Here is a 15,946-nt window from a genome sequence, read left to right as displayed (position 1 = left end):
TTCACCCCTGATTTGGGAATCCCTCCCGATTCAATCAGATCGGGTTCCGCTCTAGCTCGCCATTTTGGGCAAGACGAGCTTTTCGTCATGCTGCCCGCCAAATAAGCAGAAGCCCCGCAAAGCGGGGCTTTCATGCCTTCAAAATCGACGAAGCCGACGAGCATCGGCCTGTGTGTCTTTCAGGCCACGCTGGCGGCGCCGCTCAGCGGGTGGCCGGCTGGCTCGCGAAGGCGGCGGCCGGTTCGTCGACCCGGCTTGTCCGCAACCGGTCCGCGCGGCGCGGCGGCAGGGGCGCGACGACCTCGGTCGGGGAAGTCGGAACGACGGAGGCGACGGGGGCGGAGGCATTCTGCTCGGCGGGCCGCGTGCCGATCACCGGCACGAAGCTCAGGGCCCGGCGGTAGAAGGGTTCGCTCTCCGCCGAGGCGGTGCCGAAGGAACCGGTGGCAACGGGCTCCTGCGTGCCGGTGCCCGGCTGGACGCGGGCGAGCTGGGTCGTGGCGGTCGCCGCCGGGGCGGCGCGAGGCGCCTCGGCGCGGGCCGGCTCGGAGCGAGAGGCTTCCGGCTTGGCGGCGGGCTCGGTCGCGGCAGCGGCGACGGCGGCCAGAACGACCTCGTTATCGGCCGACTCAGCCCGGATCGTGGTCTTCGCCCTGCCCTTGTCGTCGAGCACGACGACGCGGGGGCCGCTCGTCAGCGCGTCCGGCCGGCTGACGCCGACATCGCGCGAGCCCCAGGAGGCGGTGCGGTTCAGGCTGTCGGAGCCATTCGCGACGAGGGTGCGCTTGAAGGAACCGTGCTGGTCGCCGTCGTCATAGATCAGCTTGATCGCCGGCGTGCCCTTGGCAACCAGGGCCGCGACCTGCGTCTCGTCCTGCTGGCGCTTGCGCTGCACGGCCTGGACAACACTCGCATCGCCATTGCCGTTGAAGACGTAACGGCCGCCATTCACGGCGACCTGCGGCTCGTCGCCGGTGACGTCGAAATAGTCCGTGCCTTCCTTCAGATTCTTCCAGAAGGCGATGTTGGGATCGAGGCGATGCTTGGCGAGGTTCTCCGGCGTCATCCGGAAGGGCAGCGCCTGCATCTGCACCGCCCGCTGGCCGCCGTTATGGGCCTCGCGGACGAGCGCGTAGATCTCGCCCATCTGGTCGTCGGTCATCGAATAGCAGCCGGCCGAGGAGCAGGCGCCATGCACCATCAGATGCGAGCCGGTGCGACCATGGGCCCGGTCGAAGGCGTTCGGGTAGCCCATGTTGAAGGAGACATAATAGGACGAGTTCGGGTTCATCTGCGCCGGGGAGATGGCGTAGAACCCTTCCGGGGCCATGCGATCGCCCTCGCGGACCTTCGGGCCGAGTTGCCCGGACCAGCGGCACATCGGATAGGTCTTCAGCAGGGCGTACTGGCCGTTGGCCTTGCGCTTCCAGATCTCGAGCTCCGACTCCTTCTTGTAGGAGCGGATCAGGATCGGCTGATCCTTGCTCATGCCCTTTTCGGACATCAGCGCGTAGGTCGCGGCCGGGATCGGGATGTTGTGGCGGGCGGAACCGCGATACCGATCCTCCTCGCAGGCCGCCAGGGACAGTGCAACGAAAGCCACGAGCGCGAATTGCTTCAATGCCACGTCGTCATATCCTCGAAGGGCCGGCCAAGGCACGACCTCTGACTTCGCAAGACGGCCAAATTGTGCCCGTCCCTGCGTTGTAGAAGCGTTAGCCTTGAAGCTTTCTTACCATGACCGCGCGCCGGATGGCCATGGTCAAGACGGAGTTAAGCGTCGAAAGCCGGTCGGGATCAGAGCGATCGGCCGATGGCCAGGAACTTTTCGGCGCGCCGATCGACCAGTTCATCCGGAGAAAGCCCCGCCATCTCGCTCAGCGCGGACGCCAACGCCTCGCCGGCCCGTGCGATCACGGCCTCGCGGTCGCGATGGGCGCCGCCGGTCGGCTCGCTGACGATCCGATCGATGATGCCGAACTTCAGGAGGTCCTGCGCGGTGATCTTCATGCCTGTCGCGGCGTCCTGGGCACGAGCGGTGTCGCGCCAGAGGATCGAGGCGGCGCCTTCCGGCGAGATCACCGAATAAATCGCATGCTCCAGCATCATCACGCGGCTGGCGGCGGCGATGGCGATGGCGCCGCCCGATCCACCCTCGCCGATGACGAGCGCAATGCTCGGCGTGCGCAGGCCGAGCCAGGTCTCGGTCGAGCGGGCGATTGCCTCGGCCTGGCCGCGCTCCTCCGCCTCGATGCCCGGATAGGCGCCGGCGGTGTCGACGAAGCTCAGCACAGGCAGGCCGAAACGGTCCGCCATCTCGACCAGCCGGACCGCCTTGCGATAGCCCTCGGGTTTGGCCATGCCGAAATTGTGCCGGATGCGCGTCTCGGTCGAATCACCCTTTTCCTGGCCGATGACGCAGACCGGCTCGCCGCGGAAACGGCCGAAGCCGCCGACGATGGCCTCATCCTCGCCAAAGGCGCGGTCGCCGGCGAGCGGCGTGAATTCTTCGATCAGTGCGGCGCAGTAGTCTTTGAAATGCGGGCGCTGCGGATGGCGGGCCACCAGCGTCTTCTGCCACGGCGTCAGGGCGGTGTAGAGTTCCTTCAGCGCCTGGGCGGCCTTGGCGTCGAGCCGGCCGATCTCGTCGGCCAGCGCATAGCCCTCGCCCTTGGCCTGGAGGGCCCGCAATTCGTCGGCCTTCGCCTCCAATTCGGCGACCGGTTTTTCGAAATCGAGATAGCTTCGCATCGTGGTCCAGTTCAGGTTCCGCGCCGGGAGGTCCCTGCGCATCGAGCGTCATGCGGAACCGGGCTCGCGAAAAGCGGCGGACCTTGGTCGCGCGGCGGGTTCTTTGTCAACCCGGCGGGGGACTGTCGGGATCCCTCCCGATCCGGGGTGCGGGGGTCGGTTGCGGGAGCAGGATCGGCCGGAAGGCGAAGCTGCGCCGCGTCGCCCGCAGCGGCACGCGGCGATAGACCTGCTTGGTCGCGTCGATGACGTGGACGCCGGCGAAAGGCAGCGAGAGGCCGGCGCCCATGCGCTCCCAGGCGGCAGCCGAGCGCATCAGCAGGCGCTGGCGCAGCGGCGGGACGTAGAGCGCCTCGCGCCAGCCCTCGGGCGAGAACTCGGCCGAGCGCATCAGCGCCTCGAGCTGGCTGCGGCTGAACGGACGGCCCTGGCCGAAAGGCGTGCCGTCCATCCGGGCCCAGAGGCCGCGGCGGTTCGGCACGACGAGAATCATGCGCCCGCCAGGGGAGAGCACGCGGCCGACCTCCTCGATCAGATCGTCGGGGCTTTCGGTCTCCTCCAGCGCATGGACGAGGACGACGCGGTCGATCGAGGCGGTGGGCAGAGGCAGCAGCGTGGGCTCGACCAGCGCGGAGGCGGAGAGGCCCTGATGCGGCCAGTTCACCACGCCCTGCGCGGCCGGCATGAAGGCGATCACCCGCTCCGCATCCATGCCGAGAACGGAGAGATAGGGGGTGGCGTAGCCGAGACCGAGCACGCGCTGGCGGGCGCAGTCGGGCCAGAAGCGCAGCATGGCCGTGCCGATGAAGCGCCGCGCGACATGGCCGAGCGGGCTGGCGTAGAAACTGCGCAGATCGGCGACGTCGAGCGGCATGCCCGGGGGAGATGTGATGCCGCCGCCGGCTCCGCAAGGGCCGCAGCCCGCGCGCGCGCCGGCGGGCTGGCGTCGGCGGGCGGCATTGGCTATGCGCGACGGGAAACGCTTTTCCGGAGGCCCCGATGGCGCTCGATCTCCACGTCTTCCGCACGCTCTCCGACAATGCGGGCGCGCTAATCCACGATCCCGCCAGCGGCGCTTGTGCCGCCATCGACGTGCCCGATGCCGGCCAGGTCATGGCCGAGGCGAAGGCGCAGGGCTGGACGATCAGCGAGATCTTCGTCACCCACGCCCATGCCGATCACACCCAGGGTGTCGCGGCCGTGAAGCAGGCGACCGAGGCGAAGGTCTGCGGGCCCGCCGATGCCGCCGGCCAGGCGCCGCTCGACCGCATTCTGGCCGAGGGTGACACCGTCTCCTTCGGCGGGGCGAGCTTCGAGATCTGGCACACGCCCGGCCATTCGGACGGGCATCTGAGCTTCGTCTCGCGCGGCGAGAAGCTCGCCTTCGTCGGCGACGTCGTCTTCGTGATGGGCTGCGGGCGCGTCCAGCCCGGCCAGATGGCGGCGATGTGGACCTCGCTGTCGCGGCTGATGGCGCTCCCGGGCGATACCCGCCTGCTCGGCGGCCATGACTACACGCTCTCCAACGCGCGCTTCGCCGTCGCAATGGAGCCGGCCAATGCCGCGTTGACGGCGCGCCTCGCGGAGGCCGAGGCGTCGAAGGCGGAGGGTCGCTTCTGGGCATTGACGACAGTCGCGCAGGAGGCTGCGACCAACCCCTTCTTCCGCGCCGGGGAGGGGGCACTCGCCGCCGCCGTCGGGCTCGTCGGCGCGCCGGCGGGCGAGGTTTTCGCCGCGCTGCGTGAAGCCAAGAACCGGTTCTAGGGAGCAAGCGATGACGCTGAACGGCCTGACGGCAGCCGAGGTGATCCGGCTGCTCGAGCTGAAGCCGCATCCCGAGGGCGGACATTACCGCGAGACCTTTCGGGACCCCAAGGAGATCGACGGCCGCAGCACCGGCACCGCGATCTACTATCTGCTCGATATCGGCGAGACCTCGGAATGGCACCGCTGCGACGCGGCCGAGATCTGGCACCACTATGCCGGGGCGCCGCTGGTGATCAGCGTCTCGCCCAACGGGCACGATGCCTCGGCCCATCATCTCGGCAGCGACCTCGCGGCCGGGCAGCGGCCGCAGTTCGTGGTACCGGCCGGCTGCTGGCAGAGCGCGACCTCGCTCGGCGCCTGGACGCTGGTCGGTTGCACGGTGGCGCCGGGCTTTTCCTTCGCGGGTTTCGAGATGGCGCCGCCCGGCTGGCGGCCGACCCCGCGGAAGGCGGGACAGAGGTGAGGACGATGGCGACGGACATGGCGCGGGGCGCGGATACGGATCTCGTGCTCGCTTGCGAACGGCGCATCGTCAACGCCTGGCCCTCGCCGGCGACGCTGCTGATCGACGACTGGGTGGTGCGCTTCGCGGGCGGCTATTCCGGCCGGGCGAACTCAGCCTCGCCGCTGAAACCCGGTGCCGAACTCAGCGAGAACACGCTCGCGTTGATCGAGGAACTGTTCCGGTCCGACGGGCTGCCGCCCTGCATCCGTCTGACGCCGCTGGTCGGCGCGGCGACGCTGGCGATGGTGAAGGAGCGCGGCTATGTCGTGCGCGACGCCTCCTTCGGGCTGATCCGTTCGCTCGACGACGTCACGGCCGAAATCGAGCCGGACCTGCAAATCGAGGCGCGGCCGAGCGCCGACTGGATCGCCGGCGTGGCGGCGCGTCAGACCGGCATCAAGGCGGATGCCGGCAAGCTGGCGGCAATCGTCGAGGGCGTGCGGCTGCCGGCGGCCTTCGCGACCTGGCTGATCGCGGGCGAGCCGGTGGCCTATGGCATGAGTGTGGCCGAGCGCGGCATGGCCGAGATCGGCAGCGTCGTGGTCGATCCCGCCCATCGCGGCCAGGGCCTGGGACGGCGGCTGATCGCCGGTCTCATGGGCTGGGCTCGGGCCATGGACTGCCAGCAGGCCTATCTCCAGGTCGACCAGACCAACGCCGTCGCTAATGGGCTCTATCGGTCGATGGGGTTCCAGCACCTCTACGCCTACGAGACGCGGGTGCTCGAGCTGGCGGGATGAATGGGCGTCATTCTCGGGCGAAGCGAAGCGCAGACCCGAGAATCTCTGGCGGGAGATGCTCGGGTCTTCGCCCAAGCATGACGCGGTTGCCCTCAGCCCAGGCTGGCGCGCTTCATGAAGGCGCCGCCCTTCATGATCAGCGGCATATGCCTGCCCTGGCGGGTCAGCAGCGAGAGATCCTTCAGCGGGTCGCCGTCGACGACGATCAGGTCGGCATGAGCGCCGGGCGCGATCGTGCCGATCTTGCCCTCGAGCTTCAGCAGCTTCGCCGCGACATGGGTTGCCGAGGCAATGACCTCATGGGCCGGCAGGGCCCGGCCGCGGATGACGAATTCCTCGGACTGGTATTTGTGCATGTCGCCCAGCAGGTCCGAACCATAGGCCATGGCGAGGCCGGCCTTCTTCATGATCGCGAGCGAGTTCATGCCGGCCGAGCGGACGACATCGACCTTGGCGACGGAATCCGGCGGGAAGCCGAGCTTGGGGCCGTCGGAGACGAGCTTGTCATAGGTGACGAGGGTCGGCACCGCGACGGCGCCCTTCGAGGCGGCGAGCTTGGCCGTCTCGGCCTCGATCAGGTTGCAATGCTCGAGCGAGTGGACACCGGCCTCGACGCAGCGGCGGATCGCCTCGTCGGTGTAGACATGGGCGGAGACATAGGTGCCCGCCATCCGCGCCTCCTCGACGATCGCTTCCAGCTCGCTGACCGAGAAGCCGAGGAAGTGGATCGGGTCCGTCGGCGAGGCGCAGCCGCCATTGGCCATGATCTTGATGAAGTCGGCGCCGCCCTTCATTTCCTCGCGGGCGGCGCGGCGGACCTGGTCGAGCCCGTCGCAGATGCGGCCGAGCGCGCCGAGGCGGTGGCGGGTCAGCGGCGTCGCCGTGTCATCGTAGCGGCCGCGGAAATCGGCATGGCCGCCGGTCTGGCTCAGCGCCTTGCCGGAGATGACGAGGCGCGGCGTCGGGAAATGGCCCTCCTCGGTCGCCTGCTTGAGGCCGAAATCGGCGCCGCCGACATCGCGCACCGTGGTGAAGCCGCGCATCAGCATCTCGCGCATGATCACGAAGGAGCGGGCCGTCACCAGCGAATCCGGCAGCTGCGCGTTGCGGCCGAGATCGGCGACGCCGGCGACGACATGGACATGGGCGTCGATCAGGCCCGGCATCAGGGTCTTGCCCTTGAGATCGACGACCTTGGCCTTGGCCGAGGACACGGCCTTGCCGACCTCGCGGATCGTGCCGCCCTCGACGAGGACGCTGACGGGGGCGCCGGCCTCCGGCGCGGTGCCGTCGACGATGCGGGCATTGGTGAAGAGCGTGCTGGCCATGATGGTGGTCTCGACAGGAGGAGGTGGAACTCAGCGGATCAGGAGGGCGGTGCCCCAGAGGCCGACGGCAAAGACGGTGTGGCCGACGATATTCAGGGCCCGTACCGTGTTGGCATTCGCGCGTTTCGAAGCGGCGATGCCAGCGCCCATGCCAGGCTGGAGGATGAACCAGCCGCAGCCGACTGTGGCGAGGCCGACGATCAGCGCCGGCAGGAAGGCCGGGTTGCGGAGCCAGCCGGCGCCCCAGATGAAGACGACGATGCCCGCGAAGAGGACGCCGACGGCGTAATGCGCAATCCAGCCGATGGCCAGCTCGTTGCGGACCGGCTCCGAGCGCGCGATGTCCTCATGCAGAACGCGTCCGCGTGGCAGATGCGCGAACCAGCGGCCGACGAGCGCCCAGTTCGGCAGGGGTAGCCCGAAGAGGCGGTTGAGCAGGAGCGCCCAGACGTCCAGCAGCGCAGTGGCTCCGATGCCGACAAGCACCGTCCTGACCAAAGAATCCATCCGATCATCCCCCCTGCGGGCCCGAGGCCGCCCCGCTCGCGCCGGTTCGTGGCGTCGTTCTGCGACGGCAGCCATGGAGCGGAGAACCGGCCGTCGGGTCAACCGCGCAAGCGGCGCCGGGCGCCGCGGCCGGTGCAGGCAGGCCATGCGCGCCACGCCGCCCTGCATCCGCGGAACCGGGCGTCTCGTCTCGGGTTGCCCTCCCGAAGCAAATCGGGGGGACCGACATGGGGACAGCCACGGCAGGGACGAGCCGGAGGACGGAAGCGCGGCCGCAGGGACCGCATGGTTCGCTCGAACTGCCTTCCGTTACCATCACCGGCTACAATGTCGAGATCCGCGACGGGGATGGCTTCGTCGGCGACAAGGCGAGCCGGGGCGCGTTCGTCGCGCATCTCGACGCGTTGCGCCGGCACTTGCGCGAGCAGAATGGTGATCCGCTCGAGGGCAAGTCGGCCGAGATCAGCAAGAGCGATCTGGACGCCCTGCTGAAGGACGGCGACCCGCGTGAGGCGGCCCTCGTTCTCAGTGCGATCGAGCGCTTCGCGCAGTCGCTCGCCTTCGTGATCCGCCGCTTCGTGCGGCTGAAGAGCTGGGCCACGGTCGAGCGCATCGTGGTCGGGGGCGGCTTCCGCGAGAGCCGGGTGGGCGAGCTGGCGATCGGGCGCGCCGGCATCATCCTCAGCACCGACGGGCACAGCATCGATCTCGTGCCGGTCAGCCACCATCCCGACGAGGCCGGGCTGGTCGGCAGCGCCCATCTCGCGCCGAAATGGATCTTCGAGGCCTTCGACAGCCTGGTGGCGGTCGATATCGGAGGCTCCAACATCCGCGCGGGCATCGTCGAGCTGCGTCAGGGCAAGGCGCCCGACCTCAGCAGGGCGCGGGTGTCCTCCTCCGAGCTGTGGCGCCATGCCGATGAGGAGGTCAGCCGGGACAAGGCGATCGTGCGGCTGGGCGAGATGCTGAAAGACCAAGTCAAGCAGGCCAAGAAGGACGGCTTGCGGGTCGCGCCCTTCATCGGCATCGGCTGCCCGGGAATGATCGAGCCGGACGGGACGATCGACCGCGGGGCCCAGAACCTGCCGGGCAATTGGGAGAGCAGCCGGTTCAATCTCGTTGAGTGCGTGCGGGAGATGATGCCGACCATCGGCGAGCACGAGACGCTGGTGACGATGCACAACGACGCCGTGATCCAGGGCCTCAGCGAGATGCCGGCCATGCAGGACGTCGAGCACTGGGCCGTGCTGACGATCGGCACCGGGCTCGGCAATGCGACCTACCGCAACCGCGCGAAGCCCCAGCGCGGCGGCAAGAAGGACGAAGGCAAGGGCGGCACGGGGAAGAACTCCCGCAAGGACTGATGCGGGCCCAGGCCTGCCATTGATCCAGTCCTGCCATGATGATGTCCGGTTTGGCATGGAAGGAAGCGTCGCCGCCCGGCGGCACCTTCCCCCTACCGGATGACTGCCGCTTGCCGTTCGAACGCTTCTCACCGCCTTTGCCCGTCGGGGTCAGCCTTGCCCGCGCTTGCCTTGCGGACGCAGCTGTGGCGACGGTCAAGCCAGCAGCGAATCATCCTTCCGAGCGAGGCCCGACCGTGATGGCAGCGCGCAACGGGCCCATTCCCGTTCCTCAGCCGGCGCCGGGGCGCGGCATCCTCCTGCTGTTGGCCATGCTGCTGGCGCTGTTCGGCGCCTTCCAGGCTTTCGCCCAGCAGCCCGCGGCCGATCCGTCCTCGCCACGGGCGCGGCTGGATGCGATCCGCTATGAGCTGACCCAGATCGAAGCGACGCTGGCCGCGCCGACAGCCAGCGAGGCCGAGCTGCAGCGCCAGCGCATGCGGTTGCAGCCTTCGCTCGACCAGCTGCGCCAGCTCATCGATGAGCAGGCCCCGCGCGTCGAGCAAGCCAAGATCCGCCTCGACCAGCTGGGGCCGAAGCCCGATGCGTCCGCGCCGCCCGAGAGCGCCGAGGTTCTGCGCGAGCGCGAAGCGCGGACCAAGGCCTTCGCCGATGCCGACGAGACGATGAAGATCGCGCGCGCCGCCTTTCTCCAGGCCGAGCAGCTGCAGACTGCGATCGGCGATCGTCGTCGCGCGCTCTTCACGCAGGCGTTGTTCGCCGCCGGGCCGAGTGTGCTCAGCCCGGACATGTGGGGCAATGCGCTGTCGACTGTGCCGGAGGATTTACGGGCCTCGGGCTACATCTTCGGCGGCTGGCTCTCGGGTTTCAGCGATGCGATGTCCAGTGTCCGAGGCGGGCTCATCCTCCTCGCTTTCGGTGGAGCGCTGCTGCTCTACTATCTGCGCCGGCGTTATCTGCCGCGCTTCAAGGCGCGCTTCAGCAATGCGCAGTCCGGCGACAGCCTGCATTGCCTCTATATCGCACTCGCCCATGTCGTTGCGGGCGCTGCGCCGCCGGCCCTGGCGAGCTGGCTGATCTACGCCGCCCTGAATACGGCGGGGCTGCTGCCGCCGCGCATCCAGCCTGTCGTTGCGGCCATCGTCGCCGGCCTCGCCGTCGTCGCCTTCATCCAGGCCCTGCTGGATGCGCTGTTCGCGCCCAGCCAGCCCCATCGCCGCCTCGTCAGCGTGATGGACCGGACCGCGTTCACCGTCGTCTGGCTCGGAACCTCGCTGGCAGCCGTGCTGGCGGTGAGCAAGGTGCTCGAGGCCTGGCTGACTGCGATCGCGGCGGGCCTCGCGGTCTCGATCATCCTGCGGAGCATCCTCGTCGTCGTTTTTGCGGTGACGCTCGTCGTCGGGCTCTACCGGCTGCGTGACAATGAAGAGATCGAGGAGGAGGCCTGTCTCGGCCCCTACGTCGCCGTCGAGGGGGCGAGCCTCGGGCCGATCCGCATCCTGGGCTGGATCATCGGCCTGACGCTCTCCCTCGCCGTCCTCGGCGGCTATGTGATCTTCGCCTCGTTCCTGATGGAGCAGGTGATCTGGATCGCCATGGTCGCCTGCAGTGTCCTGCTGACCTACCAGCTCGTCGACCAAGGCATCCCCCACGCCATGACCGGCAAGGGTCGCCTCGCCCTGACGCTGAAGGCCGGCCTCGGCATCCGTGCCCACACGCTCGAGAAGATCGCGGTGATCACCGCCGGCGTGCTGAAGCTGATGCTGGTGGTGATCGCCTTCCTGCTGATTCTGGCACCCTGGGGGCTGGAATCGACGGATTTCTTCACCTCGCTGCGGGCGGCCTTCTTCGGCTTCCAGGTCGGCGGGGTGACGATCTCGCTGTCGTCGATCATCTTCTCCGGCCTGCTCTTCGCCGCCGGCCTGACCGCGACCCGCTCGCTGCAGGGCTGGCTCGAGGTCAAGTTCCTGCCGACGACGCAGCTCGATACGGGTCTGCGGAACTCGATCACCACGGCAGCCGGCTATGTCGGCTATCTCGCGGCGGTGGCGCTGGCGGTCTCGGCGCTCGGGCTCAGCTTCGAACGCCTGACGCTGGTGGCGAGCGCGCTCTCGGTCGGCATCGGCTTCGGCCTGCAATCCGTGGTGTCGAACTTCGTCTCGGGGCTGATCCTGCTCTGGGAGCGGCCGATCCGCGTCGGCGACCAGGTCGTGGTCGGGGATGCCGAGGGTATCGTCAAGAAGATCAATGTCCGCTCGACCGAGATCGCCACCTTCGACCGCTCATCGGTGATCGTGCCGAACTCCAACCTCGTCTCCGGCGTGGTGCGCAACCGCGTCCGTAACGACCGCACCGGGCGCATCCTGATCTCGCTGTCGGTGCCGCGCAGCCTCGATGCCGGCGAGGTCCGGGCGATGCTGAACGAGGTCGCCAATGCTCATGGCGATGTCATGCAGAAGCCGCCTCCGGCGATCCTGTTCAAGAAGATCGGCACGGCGACGATGGATTTCGATCTCGTCTGCGTGGTGGCGGATGTCGACATCGTCGGGCGCGTGACCAGCGATCTCAACTTCGCCATCCACAAGCGCCTCACCGAGATGGAGCCGGCTGCCGGCACGCCGGAGCTGCTCGTGAAGGGGCTGGAGGGCGTCGAGCAGTCGCTCGGCAGCATCGCCGCCGCGGTGACGCGCGAAGCGGCATCGCCGCCGCGCCTGCCCCCGGAGGCGAAGCCGGCGCCCGCGCGTTCGCGCCGCCGCCCAGGGCCGCCGCTCGAGGAGGAGGAGAGCGAGGCCGCCCCCGCGCCACCGCCGCCCGCGCCTCCCGAACCCGCCAAGGACGACAGCAAGGAATGATGCGATGGATTGCCTCCTGCGCGGCGCGGCGAAAGCCCGGTCGATGAGCTGCCCCGCTCTGCTCGCCGGAGCGCTCGCCCTGATGGGCGCCGCCGGCTGCACCGAGCCGGCGCGCACCGGCCAGCCCGCCTTTTATCGCGATCTCGGCTCGGCCTCGGCACGGGTCGATACCGGCGAAGCCCGGGCCATGATCTCGGCCTATCGGCTCAATGCCGGGCTGAACACGCTGACGCTCGACCCGGCCCTCGTTGCCGCCGCACAGCAGGAGGCGGACGCCATGGCCGCGGCCGACCGGCCGGCGCAGGCGGAAGCCGTGAAGGCACGGCTCGCACGCGCCGGACAGACCGGGGCGGAGGCCAATCTCTCGGCCGGTTATCGCCGGCTGGCGGAGGCCTTTTCGGGCTGGCGCGACTCGCCCCAGCACGACCGGGTGATGAAGACACCGGGCGCGACGCGCATGGGGATCGCCACGGCCTATGCGCCGGGCTCGAAATACCAGGTCTACTGGGCGCTGATCCTCGCGCCCTGATCGAAGGCGATGCGGCGCTCCCTCGCGGGGGGGCGTCGGGCGCTGCTCGCGAAAGCGCCGTCGCAGAGCACAAGCGGCGGCGTCCCGCTTGCCCGGGCCGCTGCGTCAGCTAAAGCTGGCGGCCATGTCGCTTTTCTCGATCTATGCGCGTGTCCTCGGCGAGCTCGGCCCGGAGCGGCGCCTCGGAATCATCCTGGCGCTCGCCAATGTCCTGCTCGCTGCTGCCGCCTTCGCCGAGCCGATGCTGTTCGGCGCGCTGATCGACAAGCTGACCAGCATCCAAGGCGCGGGGCTGAAGCTGAGCTGGGCCGATATCGGGCCGCTGATCCTGGCATGGGCCGGATTCGGCCTGTTCACCATCGGTGCCAGCGTCTTCGTCTCGCTGCATTCCGACCGGCTCGCCCACCGCCGGCGCCTGGCGGTGATGGCGAATTATTTCGAGCATGCGCTGACCCTGCCGCTGGCCTATCACACGCAGACCCATTCCGGCCGCGTGCTCAAGGTGATGCTCGACGGCACCAGCGGCATGTGGGCGCTGTGGCTCTCCTTCTTCCGTGAGCATTGCGCCAGCCTCGTCGCGCTCTTCATCCTGCTGCCCTTCACACTGTGGAAGAACTGGCAGCTCGGCCTGCTGCTGATTGGCCTCGTCGTGCTGTTCGGTTCGCTGACGGCCTATGTGCTGCGCAAGACCGACACGCTGCAGAGCAATGTCGAGACCTATCACTCGAACCTCGCCGAGCGGGCCTCGGATGCGCTCGGCAATGTGCCGGTGATCCAGAGCTTCACGCGGATCGAGGCGGAGGTTCGCGGACTGCGCTCGACCATCGCGAGCCTGCTCGATGCGCAACTGCCGGTGCTCTCCTGGTGGGCGATCGCGACGGTGGCGACGCGCGCCTCGGCGACGCTGACGGTGCTGGCGATCTTCGTCGTCGGCGCCTGGCTGCTGATGCAGGGGCTGACCACGGTCGGCGAGATTGTGACCTTCATGGGCTTCGCGACCATGCTGGTCGGCCGGCTCGAGCAGATCGTCGCCTTCGTGAACTTCATCTTCATGCAGGCGCCGAAGATGCGCGAATTCTTCGAGGTCCTGGACACCCTGCCGGCGGTCCGCGACCTGCCGAGCGCGCCGGATGCCGGCCATCTCACGGGCGCGGTCGCCTTCGAGAACGTGTCCTTCTCCTATGACGGCAAGCGCACCGCGGTGCGCGACGTCTCCTTCGCCGTCTCGCCGGGCGAGACCATCGCCATCGTGGGGTCGACCGGCTCTGGCAAATCGACTACCCTCGGCCTGTTGCACCGCGCCTTCGATCCACAATCGGGCCGGATCACCGTCGACGGGCAGGATATTCGCGAGATCTCGCTGCTCTCGCTGCGGCGGAACATCGGCGTCGTCTTCCAGGAGCCGATGCTGTTCGCCCGGACGATCCGCGAGAATCTCACCGTCGGCAAGCCGGATGCGACGGAAGAGGAGATGATGGAGGCGCTCAACCGGGCGCAGGCGACCGAGGTGATGGCGCGGCAGACCGACGGTCTGGACACGCTGGTCGGCGAGCGCGGCCGCACCCTCTCGGGCGGAGAGCGCCAGCGCCTCTCCATCGCGCGGGCGCTGCTGAAGAACCCGCCGATCCTGATCCTCGACGAGGCGACCTCCGCGCTCGACGCCGCCACCGAGGTGAAGCTTCAGAAGGCACTCGAGGAGGTGATGAAGGGCCGCACCACCTTCGTCATCGCCCACCGCCTCGCCACCATCCGCAATGCCGACCGAATTCTCGTCTTCGAGCAGGGCGAGGTGATCGAGATGGGGTCGTTCGACGAACTGGTCGCCAAGGGCGGCCGCTTCGAGGCCCTGGCCCGGGCGCAGTATCTCGTCACCGACAAGGCGGCCGCGCTCGCGGAGGAGGCGGCGAGCCCGCTGGCGAGGACCCTCGCGCTCGACTGAACGGCCGGGGCGTTTTCCGGAACCTGCAACCTTTTCGCGGGACGCGCGTTAGGCTGACGCAGGGTCGCCGCGCGCGGCCCTTTTCGCATGTCCGCAGCGTGGCGGGCGCCATCCGCATCCGTCGAAAGGACTGCCCTTGCCCGTCACCATCCTCCGCCTCGCCTGCGCCTGGGCGACCGTGGTCGCCTTTCTGCTGTTCGGGGACGCGCTGCTCGGGCGGCTCGGCGAGCCGGTCATGGCCGCGCTGGTCTTCGCCTGGCTGCTCGGCGTCATCATCTGGGCGGCGTTCGGCGTGGTGCATGAGGCGGAGGTGCTGGCGGGGCGGCTCGGCGAGCCCTATGGCACGCTGATCCTGACGCTCTCGATCGTCATCATCGAGGTGGCGCTGATCTCGGCCGTCATGCTCGGCGCCAAGGGCGCCCCGACGCTCGGCCGCGACACCATGTTCGCGGTGCTGATGATCGTGCTCAACGGCGTGGTCGGCATCGGCCTGCTCGTCGGCGGGCTGCGCCACTTCGCCCAGAGCTACAACATGAAGGGTGCGTCCTCCTATCTGGCGGTGATCATCCCGCTGACCGTGATCCCGCTGGTGCTGCCGAACTTCACCACCTCGACGGCCGAGGGCACGCTGACGGTGCTGCAGTCGGTCTCGTTTTCCGTCTTCACGCTGGCGCTCTACGGGGCCTTCCTCGTTCTCCAGACCGGGCGGCACCGCTCCTTCTTCGTCGAGCCGACGCGCGAGCAGGCGCCACCGGTGCGCTCGGCACCGCATGGGCGGGCGCCCGATCCCGATGAGATCGAAATCGTCGAGGATGACGGCCACGAGGACCCCGGCGGCTCGACCTGGAGCCATGTCCTGCTGCTGCTCGCCACCATCCTGCCCATCGTGATCCTGGCGAAGAGCCTCGCCGTGGTGCTCGACTTTGGTATCGCGCGTCTCGGTGCGCCGGTGGCGCTGGGCGGCATCCTGATCGCGATGGTGGTGTTCACGCCGGAATGCATCGCGGCATTGCGGGCGATCTCGGCGAATCAGCTCCAGCGAGCCATCAATCTCTGTCTCGGCGCCGCCGCCTCGACGCTGGGGCTGACCGTGCCAGCGGTGCTGGCGATCGGCCTGTTCACGGGGCAGGAGGTCGTGCTCGGCCTGTCGGGCGCCAACATGATCATCCTGGCAATGACGCTGCTGCTCTCGACGCTGACCTTCACCGGCACGCGCACGACAATGCTGGAGGGCGCCGTGCATCTCAGCGTGTTCTTTGTGTTTCTGGTGCTGGTGTTCAGTCCTTAGGGGTCTCTGGGCAGATTTGGACAGGCACCGGGCCGAGGATTGCGGTCCGCATCCTCGCTTGCGAGACTGGCGCTGGCCTTGTGGAGAGATCGACCGTGGCGGAACCGCGCATCAAGGGACCGGCGTCCTATTTCCCGTCCATCGAAAAGACCTATGGGCGCCCGATCGGCGACTGGCTGCAGATCGTGCGGGAGCGATTGCCGGCGAAGCACATGGAGATCGTCTCCATGCTGAAGAGTGAGCACGGCTTGGGCCATGGCCACGCCAACGCCATCGTCGCTCATGTGATGGCCGAAGCGAAGGATTAGGGCGTGCTGATTTCACTCGGAAGCAGGCCGTCATTCCGGACAAGCGGCGCAGCCGCGCCGATCCGGAA

At 68.6% G+C, this 15,946-nt stretch carries 14 protein-coding genes; 9 read left to right on the top strand and 5 right to left on the bottom strand.

All coding sequences use genetic code 11. The features are described from left to right. Window positions 1-202: 202 nt before the first annotated feature. The 3 genes from AX750_RS26605 to AX750_RS17220 form a co-directional block, all read right to left on the bottom strand. Complete coding sequence (locus AX750_RS26605) at window positions 203-1,627, bottom strand: murein L,D-transpeptidase family protein (RefSeq protein WP_245282425.1); 1,425 nt, start codon at window positions 1,625-1,627, stop codon at window positions 203-205. A gap of 170 nt (window positions 1,628-1,797) precedes the next feature. Beyond that, on the bottom strand, window positions 1,798-2,751 hold the full coding sequence (locus AX750_RS17225; protein ID WP_066720012.1) for an acetyl-CoA carboxylase carboxyltransferase subunit alpha: 954 nt from the start codon (window positions 2,749-2,751) through the stop codon (window positions 1,798-1,800). Window positions 2,752-2,857: 106 nt separating this feature from the next. Next, window positions 2,858-3,625 carry a class I SAM-dependent methyltransferase gene (locus AX750_RS17220; RefSeq protein ID WP_066719994.1) on the bottom strand — a complete coding sequence of 256 codons (768 nt, stop codon included), beginning with the start codon at window positions 3,623-3,625 and terminating at the stop codon, window positions 2,858-2,860. A gap of 125 nt (window positions 3,626-3,750) precedes the next feature. Here AX750_RS17220 and gloB point away from each other — a divergent pair, with 125 nt between their 5' ends. The 3 genes from gloB to AX750_RS17205 are packed head-to-tail and all read left to right on the top strand — an operon-like array spanning window position 3,751 to window position 5,763. Next, window positions 3,751-4,515, top strand: coding sequence for a hydroxyacylglutathione hydrolase (gene gloB / locus AX750_RS17215; RefSeq protein ID WP_066719991.1), 765 nt, complete (start codon window positions 3,751-3,753; stop codon window positions 4,513-4,515). A gap of 10 nt (window positions 4,516-4,525) precedes the next feature. Continuing rightward, window positions 4,526-4,981 (top strand): cupin domain-containing protein, encoded by a 456-nt coding sequence (locus tag AX750_RS17210; protein WP_066719987.1) that lies wholly within the window; start codon window positions 4,526-4,528, stop codon window positions 4,979-4,981. 5 nt (window positions 4,982-4,986) lie between these two features. Beyond that, window positions 4,987-5,763, top strand: coding sequence for a GNAT family N-acetyltransferase (locus tag AX750_RS17205; RefSeq protein WP_066719984.1), 777 nt, complete (start codon window positions 4,987-4,989; stop codon window positions 5,761-5,763). A 92-nt stretch (window positions 5,764-5,855) separates the two neighbouring features. Here AX750_RS17205 and AX750_RS17200 read toward each other — a convergent pair whose 3' ends face one another. Both AX750_RS17200 and AX750_RS17195 read right to left on the bottom strand, forming a co-directional pair. After that, window positions 5,856-7,091 (bottom strand): amidohydrolase family protein, encoded by a 1,236-nt coding sequence (locus AX750_RS17200; RefSeq protein WP_066719981.1) that lies wholly within the window; start codon window positions 7,089-7,091, stop codon window positions 5,856-5,858. A 30-nt stretch (window positions 7,092-7,121) separates the two neighbouring features. Next, on the bottom strand, window positions 7,122-7,598 hold the full coding sequence (locus tag AX750_RS17195) for a DUF2938 domain-containing protein (RefSeq protein ID WP_066719978.1): 477 nt from the start codon (window positions 7,596-7,598) through the stop codon (window positions 7,122-7,124). 227 nt (window positions 7,599-7,825) lie between these two features. On the opposite strand from AX750_RS17195, the gene AX750_RS17190 reads away from it, so the two are divergent. The 6 genes from AX750_RS17190 (at window position 7,826) to AX750_RS17165 (ending at window position 15,878) form a co-directional block, all read left to right on the top strand. Continuing rightward, a complete protein-coding gene (locus AX750_RS17190) occupies window positions 7,826-8,962 on the top strand; it encodes an ROK family protein (RefSeq protein WP_066719975.1) in 1,137 nt (378 codons plus the stop codon). A 239-nt stretch (window positions 8,963-9,201) separates the two neighbouring features. After that, complete coding sequence (locus AX750_RS17185; protein WP_066719973.1) at window positions 9,202-11,814, top strand: DUF3772 domain-containing protein; 2,613 nt, start codon at window positions 9,202-9,204, stop codon at window positions 11,812-11,814. Between the two features lie 4 nt (window positions 11,815-11,818). Next, window positions 11,819-12,343 carry a CAP domain-containing protein gene (locus AX750_RS17180; RefSeq protein ID WP_245282424.1) on the top strand — a complete coding sequence of 175 codons (525 nt, stop codon included), beginning with the start codon at window positions 11,819-11,821 and terminating at the stop codon, window positions 12,341-12,343. A 124-nt stretch (window positions 12,344-12,467) separates the two neighbouring features. Continuing rightward, window positions 12,468-14,282 (top strand): glucan ABC transporter ATP-binding protein/ permease, encoded by a 1,815-nt coding sequence (locus AX750_RS17175; protein ID WP_066720006.1) that lies wholly within the window; start codon window positions 12,468-12,470, stop codon window positions 14,280-14,282. 136 nt (window positions 14,283-14,418) lie between these two features. Further along, window positions 14,419-15,570 carry a calcium:proton antiporter gene (locus AX750_RS17170; RefSeq protein ID WP_245282423.1) on the top strand — a complete coding sequence of 384 codons (1,152 nt, stop codon included), beginning with the start codon at window positions 14,419-14,421 and terminating at the stop codon, window positions 15,568-15,570. Window positions 15,571-15,665: 95 nt separating this feature from the next. Next, the gene (locus AX750_RS17165) at window positions 15,666-15,878 is read left to right on the top strand and encodes a DUF4287 domain-containing protein (protein WP_066719971.1); all 213 of its coding nucleotides are present in this window, start codon (window positions 15,666-15,668) and stop codon (window positions 15,876-15,878) included. Window positions 15,879-15,946 lie beyond the last annotated feature (68 nt).

This window comes from Methylobacterium sp. CCH7-A2 (genome assembly GCF_001557075.1).
Classification (GTDB): Bacteria; Pseudomonadota; Alphaproteobacteria; order Rhizobiales; family Beijerinckiaceae; genus Allobosea; species Allobosea massiliensis.
Note: the sequence above shows the minus strand (reverse complement) of the source record. Positions and strands in the feature narration are given on the sequence as shown.